We start from the raw sequence: 12,261 nt of genomic DNA, 5'->3' as shown, positions 1-12,261 counted from the left end.
TAGCAAATGTTAGATTCAAAATATTTACGTCAAGACATTACAGAAGCAGCTGCACGCTTAGCGAAGCGTGGCTATGATCTGGATGTAGCAACAATAAATGCGTTGGAAGAACAGCGCAAAGCACTGCAAACAAAAACTCAAGAATTACAAAGTGAACGAAATAGTAGCTCCAAAGCAATTGGCCAAGCGAAAGCGAAAGGTGAAGATGTTCAGCCGTTACTTGATGCTGTTGCAAATCTTGGAGACCAGCTGAGTGCTGCAAAAGCAGAGCAAGATAAGATCTTGGCTGAGTTAAACAATATAGCAATGACGTTGCCAAACTTACCAGCTGAAGATGTACCAGAAGGTAAAGATGAAGATGAAAATGTTGAAATATTGAAGTGGGGTGAACCTAAGCAATATGATTTTGAGCCGAAAGATCATGTTGACCTCGGTGAAGCTTTAGGTAAGGGCTTAGATTTTGAAGCTGGTGTGAAACTTACCGGCTCTCGTTTCACGGTAATGCGTGGTGGTATTGCCCGTATGCATCGTGCGTTAGTACAGTTAATGCTAGACACTCATGCAGATAAAAACGGCTATACCGAGATGTATGTCCCTTATTTAGTTAATAAAGATAGTTTACTAGGTACAGGTCAATTACCAAAATTTGCTGAAGATTTATTTCACACGAAAGGATTGGTTAGCGATGATGGTGTTGAACAGGATGGTTTTAGTTTGATCCCAACAGCGGAAGTGCCGCTGACCAACTGTGCGCGAGACGAAATTTTTGACGAAAAGGAGCTGCCAGTAAAAATGACAGCTCACACTCCGTGTTTCAGAAGTGAGGCCGGCAGTTATGGCCGTGATACACGAGGCTTAATCCGTCAACACCAATTCGATAAAGTAGAACTTGTTCAGTTAGTTAAGCCTGAAGATTCAATGGCCGCTTTGGAAGAACTAACAGGTCATGCAGAACAAATTTTGCAAGTACTGGATCTTCCTTATCGCAAGGTTGTATTGTGTACTGGTGATATGGGCTTTGGCGCATGTAAAACTTATGATCTTGAGGTTTGGTTGCCAGCACAAAACACCTACAGAGAAATTTCTTCGTGCTCAAATATGTGGGATTTCCAATCTCGTCGCATGCAGGCCAGATTCCGTCGACAGGGTGAAAAAAAGCCAGAGTTGCTACATACCTTAAATGGTTCTGGCTTAGCTGTTGGTCGTACACTTGTTGCAATTTTAGAAAATTATCAACAAGCCGACGGCAGTATTATTGTGCCTGAAGCGTTACGTAGTTATATGGGTGGTTTAGACCTAATCAAGTAATAAAAGCAGCGCATTTGACGGGCTTAATCCATTTATTTAGGCTCGTTTCAATTCTACTTCTTTCATATCACTTTTGGATTAACTTCTTTTAAAATTTTTCACTATTATTATCTTTGTTCATTTTTATGGATGACAACAGCATGCTTAAATCGTTCGCAGAGTAAGAGACTGGTCGATTAAAATACACTCAAAAATGTCATTTTTTGTGGGTGCGGATAACAGTAGTATCAATACACATTATCTATAGCACAACTTTTCCCTGGTGATTATACGATGTTTATTGTGCAAATAGAGTGTCTATGTTTAATGTGATTGATGCGCCTGACACTTGGGTAATCAACCTCAGCTCTGGATAAGCGAATTTGCCCAATAAAGCTATTTTACTCACTCTCGGCGTTGCTTTCATTTGTAATAGCCCGCTATTACTGCATAAAAGCGCCTTGATATTGAACAAAATATCATCATTGGATTGTACGTAAGTTTGTTTACAAAATATTTCCTATTCCAAAACCTTTATCCAAACCTGAGGTTAATCATTTTTAAAATGCATTGGGAATACAATGAATCGTTTGTCTAGTATTGATGATAACACGATAGAAAACGGCATAAACTTTGAATTTTCGTAATTAAAACCCCAGATAAAGATACTGAGGTTTTAATTAATAAAAATAGTCTAAATTTTGAACTTAGATGTAGAGTCGAGCAGGTTGTCAGATAGCTTATGTAGGTTTTGAGCCACATCACCAACTTGAGAAAGGGAGTTCATTGTTTCTTCAAAAGAGCTATGCATACTCGATACGTTATCGACCACCATTGCGGCAACAGATGTTTGTTCTTCAGTGGCCGTTGCAATTTGAGAGTTCATTCCGTTAATGGCTAAAATTTGTTCAGAAATTAGCTGTATTGATGTCCCTGTTGCTTCTGCAGCCTGAGCATTGTTTGTTGCCATATCTCTTGCGCTATTCATTGCTGTAACTGAATCTGACGCTGCGACGGTCAAAATACTGATCAGTTCGCGTATTTCGTTGGTTGATTTTGCTGTACGAGATGCAAGCTCTCGAACTTCATCAGCAACCACCGCGAAACCTCGGCCTTGCTCGCCGGCTCGGGCAGCCTCAATAGCTGCGTTCAAAGCAAGTAGATTGGTTTGTTCGGCAATTGAAGTGATCACGTTTAAGATTTGAGTAACATTTTGGGTGTCGTCAGCAAGCTTGTTGATTGTATTCGCTGCCTTATTAATTTCCTCGCTTAAATCCTGAGACTGAGCCACAGATACATTGATTTGTTTCATACTTTCATCAACTGCATTCTCAGCGAGCTCAGCAGCTTGGAATGCATTTGCAGCAGACTGTGAAATATCCCCAACGCTTTGTTTCATTTCCTCCATAGACTGACGCACAACCTCAGCGTCACTCGATTGTTGTTGGGTGGCGTGTTCTGCTGATTGCATACCTTCAACGAGTCTTGTTGAGTTTTGTGTAAGAGGTTCAACAACGGCTATCACGTCAACGACAGTTGCGCGTAACAAGTTTACAAAAGCGTTGAAGTTGCGAGAGACTTGACCAATTTCATCGGCCGAGTGCACCGTTAATTGTGAGCTCAAAGAGCCTTTTCCTTCAGCGAGCAAGTTCAAATTACCGGCAGCCTCTTTCGCAGCAGAACTGATCCCTTTTGCAATCATGACAGCCAGCATAATAACAATAATTAAAGAAATAATCGTGACGATAAACATTTTCGTCAGTGCGCTATCAGCATTAACTTTGGTATTATTGATCAGCTCGAAAAATCGCTCATCAGCTCTTTTTTGGTCACTGCTGAGCTGAGCCATCACTTCGTCAAACAAATCACTTTTCTGTTTTGCTTTTTGAGGAAGTGTGGCAAAGTCTGCCGTACCATCGATCATGCTATTCGCTATGTTTTTTGCGATAACTTCATACTTTTTAATATCATTAATGGTACTCGTTGTTGGAAAGTTACGATTAAGTGCTGGTATTTCTTCTAAATTATCAAGCAACGTCTCGCTCATTCCCTCCGCTTTATCTATCAATTCGGCATCACCAAAGGTGACTGATTGCGTGTAGGTTTCATCTAACGCCTGCATCGTTGTCACATTTTTTGATGTGAGTATGAGGAGTTTATAGGTTTGGTTTTCAAGCTCATCCAATGAGTGCTGATTTGCTTGCATAGAGTTGTAGTTAATCATAACTAGTACGACAAATGCCGTCACAGCCACGATCGTTATTGCGTGTATCTTTTTGGAGATACTAAGATTTTTTAAATGCGATAGTGAAGACATATAACACCTTATTAGCTAACAATATTACAACATATTAGTTGTGATATACGACCAGATGAGTCGGTCCATAAGGCTGAGTGCCTATATCGGATGTATCCGTCATCTGAATAAAGCTTAGTCCCAATCCAATTTTTATCAATAAAACTTTCTTTTTCGGATGTTTAACTATACTTAGCTCTGCCAATAACACTAGATTAGCGGAGCTATCTATGAAATTAAAATCAACTCTCTTGCTCGCAGCGTTGACCTCAACAGCGCTTCACGCAGAGGTAAATATATCCGGATTTGCAAGTATCAATGGTGGTAAAGTTTTGAGTGGAACAGGGGTTCCTCAATTCGGTTTAGAACCCACATTTCTTGCTGACTATCCAATTGTTAGTGCATATAAAGAGGATTTCTCATTTTCGCCAGAATCACTGATAGGCTTACAGGTTAGCGGTGATTTAGGGGATGGTTTAAGTGTAACAGGGCAAATTGTTGCGCGTGGTGCCAATGACTATGACGCCGAGTTTGAATGGGCGTATGTGTCTTACGATATTAATGATAATTGGACAATTCAGGCAGGTAAAAAGCGCTTACCCTTGTTCTATTATTCAGATTTTTACGATGTAGGCTATGCTTACGTTTGGATGCGCGCGCCAGCTGATAATTATACGTGGCAAATATTTAATTATGAAGGGATTAACGTACTTTATAACGGCTCAATTGGAGATTGGGGGATATCTGCAAACGTTTATACAGGGCGTGAAGATGATGGCGAAAACAAACTTCTATCTGATTTCTTTTTTCAAACGCCAACGCGAGAAATCTGGGAAGATATTTTGGGAGGCGTGGTCCAGTTAAGCTACGATTGGTTAGAGCTACGATTTACCCATATGCAATATACCAATAAACGATTCCGTAACGGTGAAGCGACCATGTGGGATGGCAAAGACTCAAGAGATGGCAAGTTTTATGGGCTAGCTGCTAATGCTGACTTTGGTAATTTCTTTATCTTATCCGAATTTAACCGATTAGATCTAGGCGGCAATTTAGATACCTACATGATTAGTGCTGGGTATCGTATCAATGATTTCACCCCATATGTGATGGTTTCTAACTTTGAAGGTGAAGGTCAAGATGCAGAAAAACACGATACGCAAGCGGTTGGTGTGCGGTGGGATTTTCACCCATCCGCGGCATTTAAAGTCCAATATGATAAAGTTAACGATGACTCAGTATCACTGGCCGTTGCAGGTGATAGTAAAGCGCTGACACTTGGTATCGATGTGGTTTTTTAGGAGGATAGATCATGAAAAAGTTAACATGTTTACTGCTATTAACCGGTGCAATCAATGCATATGCTGATGTGTCTGTTATTGTTCATCCAAGTAACGGAAGTAGTTTTGAGGCTTCGACAATTAAGCGTATTTTTACTGGTAAAGAGAAGTCTTTTTCTAATGGCAATAAAGTTATCCCAATTTCGCAAGGGGCGGGGAGTGCTGTTACCGATGAGTTTAACGATAAAGTGTTGAATAAGTCCTCAGCGCAACTTAAAGCGTATTGGTCAAAATTAATTTTTACTGGTAAAGGAACGCCGCCAAAAGAGGTGTCTAATGATGCCGAAGTGCTGAAAATGATTGCCGCTAACCCTGATACAATCGGATTTGTTTCTTCAGGTGCTGTGACAGATCAAGTTAAAGTAATTAAGCAGTTTTAAGGTGCTGTGAGGAAAAGCGACGTTGCTTTTCCTCGTATCTAAAGCTATGCGAATCACTACATATATATTTAAATTTATTATTGCAACTTTGCTTTTGTGTGTTTCATTTGTAAATATAGCAAAGGAATGTATTGACTCAGTTAAAGTGGGGTTTGTGGTAGAGTGGCCTCCGCTCACCATGTTGACGGCATCTGGAGCTGATGGTTTAGATGTGAATATCGCAAAAATGGTTTTCAAGCAATGGGGGCACTGCACATTTTTTGTAAAATTGCCCTCTTCAGCTCGCAGTTTTAATGAACTTGAGCGCGGCTCCGTCGATGTTGTTTTGATGACCAGTTATACTAAAGAAAGGGCCAAACTCGGGCTCTATTCCGCGCCTTATCGCACAGAAAAAATGCGACTATTTTCAATTAATTCACCGGTTAATATCACTTCTTTAGAACAAATTCTAACTCAAAACATTCGTATCGGTGTGAGCTTAGGCTCGTATTATGGAGAAGAAGTCAAAGATTTGGCTAATCAAGATAAATATCAAGAGCAGTTTATTGCGATTGCTAGCATTAAACGCAGAGCAGAGCTTTTAGCGATAGGACGAGTGGATTACATTATTGAAGATAAGATTACGGGTCAATACATAGCAAGTAAACTGGCACTAGATAAGTTGAAAGTTTGGCCATATCCAGTACATGACAATGATGTGCACTTTCTACTTAGGAAAGAGCGTTTCACCTTAGAGCAAGTTGAAGAAATTAATCATATAATTAAAAACTTAAAGCCTAAAATTGATGATTTAGTGAAACGTTATGAGCAAGGGTGAAAGGTGAGGTTCTTGCTAAATACTGCTGCTTTTATAAAGCGTAACATTAATACAAAAATAAGCTGGGCAGCTGCCCAGCGATACATGATTAGTTACCCCAAGGGTTTTGTGCAGACGAACGTTGCTTTCTTGTACGGGCTCTATCTTTAGCAGCTTTTTTTTCTTGGATACGCTTTGCATCCGAAAAGCTTAACTCGCACGGTGTGCCTGGTACATGACCTTCAGGAATAATACGGTCGCGAGGGGGCAGTTCGTATTGTACATCATCAGGCTTAGGTAGGTTTTTTAAGCGGTACAGGTAAAAATTTTCCACTTTTTCTTGTGCCCATACTGTTTTTTTTAAAAATTTTACGGCTGATTCAGTACTCGGGTTATTTTTAAAACAGTTAAGCTGTAAATAAGCGTGAAGAAGCTCCCAACCATACTGCTCGACAAGTTCGTTAATCACTTGGTCAAGTTTAACACCGGTCAATGGGTTGCTCCGGTATAGATCTTTGTTGTTCATCTTTGCTCACTGAGTTTTTAAATAAATTAGGGTAATTATAAGTACTATTTATGATTATTGAAACCGTTATAGCAGTAATTCACTGGGCCTGAGGTGAGCATGAGAGTTCAATAGGAGCACGTTTGCCAGTGCTAGTTATTTTGTTGATAAGTAAAGGGGAGACTTGGCCCCACGCCGCGCTTAATTCTTTATGGTCAAACAATAATACAAACTCGGCAATTGACGGTGCAATTTCAGTCGTGACTAACATAGACATATGTGTATTTAATCTGGCAACTTCATCAGCTGTTAATAATGCGCCATCACCGCGCGTGCGAAATACGAGTAATAGCCAATTTAGATACTCAATAAAATCAGCTTTCTCACTATGTGTAACGGTTTGTTGTATAGCGTCTTTGTAACGCGCAAAGTTTTGCCAATCTTGCTGTTGGGTCATGATGTATAAAAGGTTTAAACCGACACTTGACGACAGCAAGATATCATTCTCTAAATTATGAATTTTTAATGCTTTTTTATACATAGACTCGGCTTGTTTATAGTCTTTCTCAAGTAGATAAAAGTTACCTAGGTTGTTATAAATTCCAGCTTTTACAGTTTGAGTGCTGGCACGAAGTAGTGATTTTTTGAGTAATGTGACCGCTTCTTTATGTTGTCCTGTATAACGATATACAACGGTCAAATTACCAACTACTTTGGTATAGTCACGGGCTGTTGCAGCCCAATTAAGTGCACATAAGTTCAAATATTTTGCATAGTCATAATCACCTATTCTGCGATGATGGATAGCCATTGGTACGAATATGCGAAAATGGCTATGTACAGTTGTATTAAGCCAGCGGGTCTGAGTAATGATACCCAGTGAATGTGAGATGAGTTGGCTATTATTGGTTCGAATCGCGGCTTCCAGTCCAGCTAAGTGAAGTTCCATTGAACCTTTTGAAGGGATAGTTGGAATGCGGTCTATGATTTCTTCATAGTATTGCAGCGCTTTATTTGGTTCGGTACGGTTAAGCGATTTAATTTCATTTAGCGCATTAAATAATGGTGCAGGAGAAAGCGTCATTGAAATAACCCAAGGTATCCAATTCAATCCCATAGTCTATCCAGTTAGGTTGTTTTGACCCACGTATCGTGGTCAAAAAGACGCCTGAATGCTTATTTAGATTTCAGGCGTCTAATGTTAAATTTTGAAGTAGTCCACTTCCCCTTTAAGCTGACTAGATAGGTTATTCAGCGAATCTACGGCTTTTTCATTATTTTGCATTGAATGAATAGCGTCTGATGACATCGCGGATATTTGTTCCATCGCAGTGGCTATATCACTGACTACATTAACTTGATCCGAAGTGGCTTTGGCGACTTCTTTTATTCTGTTAAGTGAATCAGCAGCCTGCTCTTCAATATTAGCGAGAAGCTCGCTTGCTTTAGTTGTACGTTCTTTACCACTTTCTACTTGGGGTTGGGTTGTTTCCATTGCAGATACGCTGGCCGCTGTCTCGGCTTGCACTTCAGAGATCATTGTTTCAATTTGTGAGGTTGCCTCACCTGTCCTTTGTGCTAGCTGCCTAACTTCGTCGGCGACAACGGCAAATCCTCGACCAGTTTCTCCGGCACGGGCCGCTTCAATAGCAGCATTGAGCGCTAGTAAGTTGGTTTGTTCAGAAATACCACTGATCACATTAACAATACCGCCAATCTCTTTGGTTCTTTCTTCCAATTTTTTTACTTGGTTTACTGCTTCATCAACTGTCGTGGCAATTTTTTCCATTTCTTGGGCTGCATCGAATACGAGCTCTCGACCTTGCTTGGCATTGTCAGTAGTCATTGAGGAGTTGTTTTCCGTTAGATGCGCTATTTGAGAGACTTGGTCAATACTGTGGCGCATGTCAGAGAGTTTAGATGCCGTATCGGAAGTTAAGGATGCTTGTTGGCGGGCCGCGTCTAACACAGAAGCTGAACCTTGAGCGACATCATTGACTTGCACTGATACATTTTGTGATGCTGTGACGATGTTGCGTACTGTGGTTGTGAGTGTTTTACTCATTTCGGACAAAGAGTGGAGAATACTGCCTGTAGGGTGATCCGTATTAGTATGTGTTAAGGAACCATTGGCCATAGCTTTTATGGCTTGTTCTGCCTCAAACGGTTCTCCTCCCAAGGAAGATCTAAAGCTACGCTCTATCATAAGCCCAACGAAAATGGATATTGCGATGGCAAGTGCACAAAGGGACAACATGAGCTCTTGGAAACCACCAGCAACGGAGCGAGCTTCAGGGGTCAGCTGTTGGTTTTTAACTTCTTGGAAATCGATAAATTCATTTATTGCATTTAACCACTCAATAAACGCGGGACGGGCCGAGTCTAAAATGGTGGTCGTCATGACCTCTCCACGGCGTTTATCATTAATGATACTTTCAATCAGAGGTAAGGTTTGTGATTGGATCTTATCAATGTTATTGAGGATGCGCAGTTCATCTCTGGAAAAGTGTATGCCGTCTCTTTGCATTTTTGACATCTTTTCTTCAGACTCTAAATAGAATTCGGCGAGTTCTTTAATTTCGTTTTGAAAACGTGTTATCTCTTGAGGTGAACGTGCCATCGCGATATCTCTGATTGCAATAGCTCGGTCGTGTACACTGCCTCGGTAATTTATGGCATATCGTTGTTTAACAGAGTTAACATCGGTAATCTCTGCTAAAGTGTGATCAATAAAGTTAACTTTAATGATACCCATTATAGTGAGTAGAATCAGCAAGCTTAATATAAAGCCAAACCCTATTCCCAATCGTGTTTTTACTTTTAAAGTTGATAAATAGTCCAATTTGATACCCATATAAGATTGAATGAAGCGCAACTAATTGTAATCTTAGCAAAAGTGTTGCAATTATAGTGTAATAGACCGAAACAATCTTTTTTAAATTGCATTCTGAACTCAAAATGAATGCTTTGGTGTTGTTCTGAGGCAATCCATCTGTAAAAAAGCCAGCCAATAATATGAAGCGCCATTGCACTGGGCTTTTTTGGGAGACTATTTTAATTTGTATTGAGTTTTACAGTGGCTACGAGTTACTGTTGTAAGGCGCAGGTGAAAGTGCTTATTTTTGCGACCTCGATGTCTTTTTCTCCATGTAACAAAACTGCGACGAGACAGGTGGTTTTGCATAAACTGAGTTAATTGAGGCACAGATAGCCCATATAGATTATCAATTGCTTCGTAAGGGGTACGATCTTCCCACGCCATTTCAATTATTCGTGAAATGTCTGGTTCTTTATAATTCATCGCTCTACTCTTTATATAAATATTACCATATACGAAAGAAGTGCTGATTCGGGGCAGTCGTTGGCTGCTTTTAGCCATGATATTTTATCATTTATTAATGCCTCAACTGATCAATTTGAGTTCGGGTAATGATTGGAAAGTCTTTTCTGTGTATGTATTTACGATATAAGTTTGTAAAAACAGCACTGTGACTTAACTGATCAAGCTTACTAATAAAGTGGTTAGTATCTTGGGTGGGGTCTTTGCGGTATAGTTGGTATTGCTTGATCAGTTGAGCAACTGAGGGCGCTGATGGTGTTTTGGATTTTAGCGCAATTTCAGCTTCAATAAAAAATGCTACACCACTCCAGTAGACTCTTTGTTGTGCGCGTAGTGACCACATGTTACTTGATACGCTGGATAATTTACCTTGCTTACTTTTAGTTTGTTGTTTCCCTCTTGAAAGGCCAGACCATAAGCGATTCTTAAAATCATGATAAGAAATAATGCCATTTTCTAACATGGTAATATTTTGCAAGTAAGTGGCTAACCCTTCACTTATCCAAAAGTCTTCGTAGTTTAATAGTGGATGATACAAATGGGCAATTTCGTGATAGAGCGTCCAATCCTTTTTTAAGGTAGATTCTGCTGCGTAGCGATTGAAGTGTAGCTCAATACCGTCAGGGTTACCTCTATTTACCGTTGCCCAAGGAACTGGCTCAAATGCAAAGTATCGTGGTTTTAATTTAACGGGGACATAATCTTGGGATAATGGTCCCAATGTATTTTCGCTAGCCAGTACGCCATATTCTATCCAAGATTTAACAACAGACTGTTGTTGAGTAGATAGCGCATCAAAGTTTTGATACTTCAATTCTATACTGAGTGCCTCACGTGAAATAAAACTGATAGAAAGCACTAGCATGAGTAATTTGTTGAGGTTCATATACATTATTTTTCGCTATTGTTAATTGAACTACGACTAATTAATAATAGACCTGTGTTTTATATAAAAATTACATTATATTGAGAGCTTGCTTAGTATTATGAAAGTATCTCAAGTGATAAAATTGATGGGGTATGCTCTAATATCTTGATTGTTTTTTAATAAAATCAAGAGGTTAATTTATGGTAAGGTTAAAGTTAGGGCTGGCAACGGTTGTTTTAAATATCAACGTTGTGATAGCAAATCCATTAATAGGCACGTGGCAGTTTGTTAAAGGAGAGTACGCAACTGATAAAGGGCTGGTTACAGCACGCGCGCCTGAGTTAAGCTCCGTAAAGATAATTTCAAAAAGTCACTTTAGTTACATAACACAAAATAACGGAAAATTTTTGTATGCAGGAGGTGGATCGTACCAATTGGATAATACCCATTTCACCGAGCACGTTGAATATGGCAATGTAAACAATTTGATAGGTAAGTCGATGGCATTTACGTATCAAATAGAGCAAGACTTGTGGCACCATACACTTCATAAAAATGGTAAACTGGTTGAACGAGAGGTTTGGCAGAAGATAAATTAAGCCAGCGCGTTGTAGCTTAAGAATAATTAAATCATACAGCATTTGTGATGTTTATCAGTCAAATGTAGCAGCAATAGCTGATATATGTATAATGTATGCTAAATGCAAAATATAGGGGCACTCATGGGAATTGAGCATAAAACACGTACACAACTTGTCGCAGAAGCAATAAGAGAGAAGATTCTTTCAGGAGAAATTAAAGCCGGCGACCCATTACGTCAAGCTGCGTTAGCGGACGAGTTAAACGTGAGTCGCATTCCTGTTAGAGAGGCCTTGTTACAGCTGGAAGCAGAAGGGTTAGTTAATTTTGAAGCGCATAAAGGCGCTACGGCTACAATGCTGAGCGCGGATCAAATTGATGAAATCTTTGATTTACGGGCATTGTTGGAGGCAGAACTATTACGTCATTCAATCGCTAATTTAACGCCTCGAGACTTACTTGAAGCTGAAGCTATATTATACGACTTAGAAGAAGCCACAGAAGCTGGTGATACACAATTGGCAACAGGTAAGCTTAATGCCGAGTTTCATGTAAAGTTGTATAGCAGAGCGAATCGTCCGCAAACGGCGGAGTTAGTTGCTATGTATAGCAAAAACTCGGAGCGTTACGTGCGCATGCATATATTATTGGCAGGTGGCATTAAAACCGCACCAGAAGAGCACCGTACTTTACTTGAATTGTGCAAAACCAAAGATGCAGAAAAAGCATGCCAGTACTTGAAACTGCATATTAGTGCTGCCAAAGATGACATTAAGCAATTATTACTAAAAACAGAGCAAACAAAATAACAAATATGTAAATTTATTGAATATTTAATATTGTATGCAATTTAATATTGCGCTATGTTGT

12 protein-coding genes are annotated in these 12,261 nt (G+C 39.7%); 6 read left to right on the top strand and 6 right to left on the bottom strand.

Annotation, left to right across the window (positions count from 1 at the left end; genetic code table 11):
• The first annotated feature begins 6 nt into the window (after window positions 1–6).
• Window positions 7–1,308: a serine--tRNA ligase gene (gene serS, locus J8L98_RS21655; RefSeq protein WP_210998169.1), complete on the top strand. Its 1,302-nt coding sequence runs from the start codon at window positions 7–9 to the stop codon at window positions 1,306–1,308.
• Between the two features lie 673 nt (window positions 1,309–1,981).
• Here the strand turns inward: serS and J8L98_RS21650 are convergent.
• Window positions 1,982–3,604 (bottom strand): HAMP domain-containing methyl-accepting chemotaxis protein, encoded by a 1,623-nt coding sequence (locus J8L98_RS21650; protein ID WP_210998168.1) that lies wholly within the window; start codon window positions 3,602–3,604, stop codon window positions 1,982–1,984.
• A gap of 209 nt (window positions 3,605–3,813) precedes the next feature.
• Between J8L98_RS21650 and J8L98_RS21645 the strand changes: the two genes are divergently transcribed.
• From J8L98_RS21645 to J8L98_RS21635, 3 genes are read left to right on the top strand one after another with little or no spacing between them, the layout of a single operon-like run.
• Window positions 3,814–4,884: a porin gene (locus J8L98_RS21645; RefSeq protein ID WP_210998167.1), complete on the top strand. Its 1,071-nt coding sequence runs from the start codon at window positions 3,814–3,816 to the stop codon at window positions 4,882–4,884.
• 11 nt (window positions 4,885–4,895) lie between these two features.
• Entirely contained in the window at window positions 4,896–5,303 is a 408-nt protein-coding gene (locus tag J8L98_RS21640) for a phosphate ABC transporter substrate-binding protein (protein ID WP_210998166.1), read from the top strand.
• A gap of 46 nt (window positions 5,304–5,349) precedes the next feature.
• Window positions 5,350–6,120 carry a transporter substrate-binding domain-containing protein gene (locus J8L98_RS21635; protein WP_282098542.1) on the top strand — a complete coding sequence of 257 codons (771 nt, stop codon included), beginning with the start codon at window positions 5,350–5,352 and terminating at the stop codon, window positions 6,118–6,120.
• Window positions 6,121–6,208: 88 nt separating this feature from the next.
• Here the strand turns inward: J8L98_RS21635 and J8L98_RS21630 are convergent, their stop codons facing one another.
• From J8L98_RS21630 to J8L98_RS21610, 5 genes are all read right to left on the bottom strand, one after another.
• Window positions 6,209–6,625: a VF530 family DNA-binding protein gene (locus J8L98_RS21630; RefSeq protein WP_210998164.1), complete on the bottom strand. Its 417-nt coding sequence runs from the start codon at window positions 6,623–6,625 to the stop codon at window positions 6,209–6,211.
• Between the two features lie 79 nt (window positions 6,626–6,704).
• Complete coding sequence (locus tag J8L98_RS21625; RefSeq protein WP_210998163.1) at window positions 6,705–7,721, bottom strand: tetratricopeptide repeat protein; 1,017 nt, start codon at window positions 7,719–7,721, stop codon at window positions 6,705–6,707.
• A gap of 84 nt (window positions 7,722–7,805) precedes the next feature.
• Window positions 7,806–9,446: a methyl-accepting chemotaxis protein gene (locus tag J8L98_RS21620; protein ID WP_247682660.1), complete on the bottom strand. Its 1,641-nt coding sequence runs from the start codon at window positions 9,444–9,446 to the stop codon at window positions 7,806–7,808.
• 207 nt (window positions 9,447–9,653) lie between these two features.
• A complete protein-coding gene (locus J8L98_RS21615) occupies window positions 9,654–9,905 on the bottom strand; it encodes a TIGR03643 family protein (RefSeq protein WP_210998161.1) in 252 nt (83 codons plus the stop codon).
• A gap of 94 nt (window positions 9,906–9,999) precedes the next feature.
• The gene (locus tag J8L98_RS21610; protein ID WP_247682659.1) at window positions 10,000–10,830 is read right to left on the bottom strand and encodes a hypothetical protein; all 831 of its coding nucleotides are present in this window, start codon (window positions 10,828–10,830) and stop codon (window positions 10,000–10,002) included.
• 182 nt (window positions 10,831–11,012) lie between these two features.
• Here J8L98_RS21610 and J8L98_RS21605 point away from each other — a divergent pair, with 182 nt between their 5' ends.
• Window positions 11,013–11,411 (top strand): hypothetical protein, encoded by a 399-nt coding sequence (locus tag J8L98_RS21605; protein WP_210998160.1) that lies wholly within the window; start codon window positions 11,013–11,015, stop codon window positions 11,409–11,411.
• A 123-nt stretch (window positions 11,412–11,534) separates the two neighbouring features.
• Window positions 11,535–12,200, top strand: a complete 666-nt coding sequence (locus tag J8L98_RS21600) for a GntR family transcriptional regulator (RefSeq protein WP_192507350.1) — start codon at window positions 11,535–11,537, stop codon at window positions 12,198–12,200.
• Window positions 12,201–12,261 lie beyond the last annotated feature (61 nt).

Origin of the sequence: Pseudoalteromonas sp. MMG013, from assembly GCF_018100885.1 — a bacterium.
Lineage (GTDB): Bacteria > Pseudomonadota > Gammaproteobacteria > Enterobacterales > Alteromonadaceae > Pseudoalteromonas > Pseudoalteromonas aurantia.
The sequence above is the reverse complement of the archived record's forward strand: the minus strand, read 5'-3'. Positions and strand labels throughout refer to the sequence as shown.

Excerpts from the sequence above, each read along its gene's own strand:
- J8L98_RS21605 (WP_210998160.1), top strand. The coding sequence starts at position 11,013 with ATGGTAAGGTTAAAGTTAGGGCTGGCAACGGTTGTTTTAAATATCAAC.
- J8L98_RS21615 (WP_210998161.1), bottom strand. The coding sequence starts at position 9,905 with ATGAATTATAAAGAACCAGACATTTCACGAATAATTGAAATGGCGTGG.
- J8L98_RS21640 (WP_210998166.1), top strand. The coding sequence starts at position 4,896 with ATGAAAAAGTTAACATGTTTACTGCTATTAACCGGTGCAATCAATGCA.
- J8L98_RS21650 (WP_210998168.1), bottom strand. The coding sequence starts at position 3,604 with ATGTCTTCACTATCGCATTTAAAAAATCTTAGTATCTCCAAAAAGATA.
- J8L98_RS21625 (WP_210998163.1), bottom strand. The coding sequence starts at position 7,721 with ATGGGATTGAATTGGATACCTTGGGTTATTTCAATGACGCTTTCTCCT.
- J8L98_RS21635 (WP_282098542.1), top strand. The coding sequence starts at position 5,350 with ATGCGAATCACTACATATATATTTAAATTTATTATTGCAACTTTGCTT.
- J8L98_RS21610 (WP_247682659.1), bottom strand. The coding sequence starts at position 10,830 with ATGAACCTCAACAAATTACTCATGCTAGTGCTTTCTATCAGTTTTATT.
- J8L98_RS21645 (WP_210998167.1), top strand. The coding sequence starts at position 3,814 with ATGAAATTAAAATCAACTCTCTTGCTCGCAGCGTTGACCTCAACAGCG.
- J8L98_RS21600 (WP_192507350.1), top strand. The coding sequence starts at position 11,535 with ATGGGAATTGAGCATAAAACACGTACACAACTTGTCGCAGAAGCAATA.
- J8L98_RS21630 (WP_210998164.1), bottom strand. The coding sequence starts at position 6,625 with ATGAACAACAAAGATCTATACCGGAGCAACCCATTGACCGGTGTTAAA.
- serS (WP_210998169.1), top strand. The coding sequence starts at position 7 with ATGTTAGATTCAAAATATTTACGTCAAGACATTACAGAAGCAGCTGCA.